This is a genomic window from Cellulomonas sp. GbtcB1 (assembly GCF_019091725.1).
In the GTDB taxonomy this organism is placed as follows: Bacteria; Actinomycetota; Actinomycetes; order Actinomycetales; family Cellulomonadaceae; genus Cellulomonas.
In genome coordinates, this window is the sequence record NZ_JAGXJG010000395.1 from 1 (window position 1) to 248 (window position 248).

Below are 248 nucleotides of genomic sequence, written 5' to 3' on the forward strand. Positions count from 1 at the left end.
CGGCCGCGGGGATCCCGCTGGACCCGGCGCTGCTGGTCGAGGACAAGGACTTCCACCGGTCCGAGGGCCCCGCCGCGACCGAGCAGCTGCTGGCGGACGGCGTCGACTTCGACGGGGTGTTCTGCTTCAACGACTCGCTGGCGTTCGGGGCGCCCTACACGCTCGGCGTGCACCGGGTCGCGGTGCCGGACAAGGTCGCGGTCGTCGGGTACGACAACATCGCGGAGGGCGGGTTCCTGGTCCCGCCG

1 protein-coding gene is annotated in these 248 nt (G+C 73.0%); it reads left to right on the forward strand.

From position 1 onward, the window contains the following. On the forward strand, nucleotides 1-248 hold a 248-nt coding region (locus KVT14_RS20810; RefSeq protein ID WP_217617339.1), incomplete at both ends, for a substrate-binding domain-containing protein.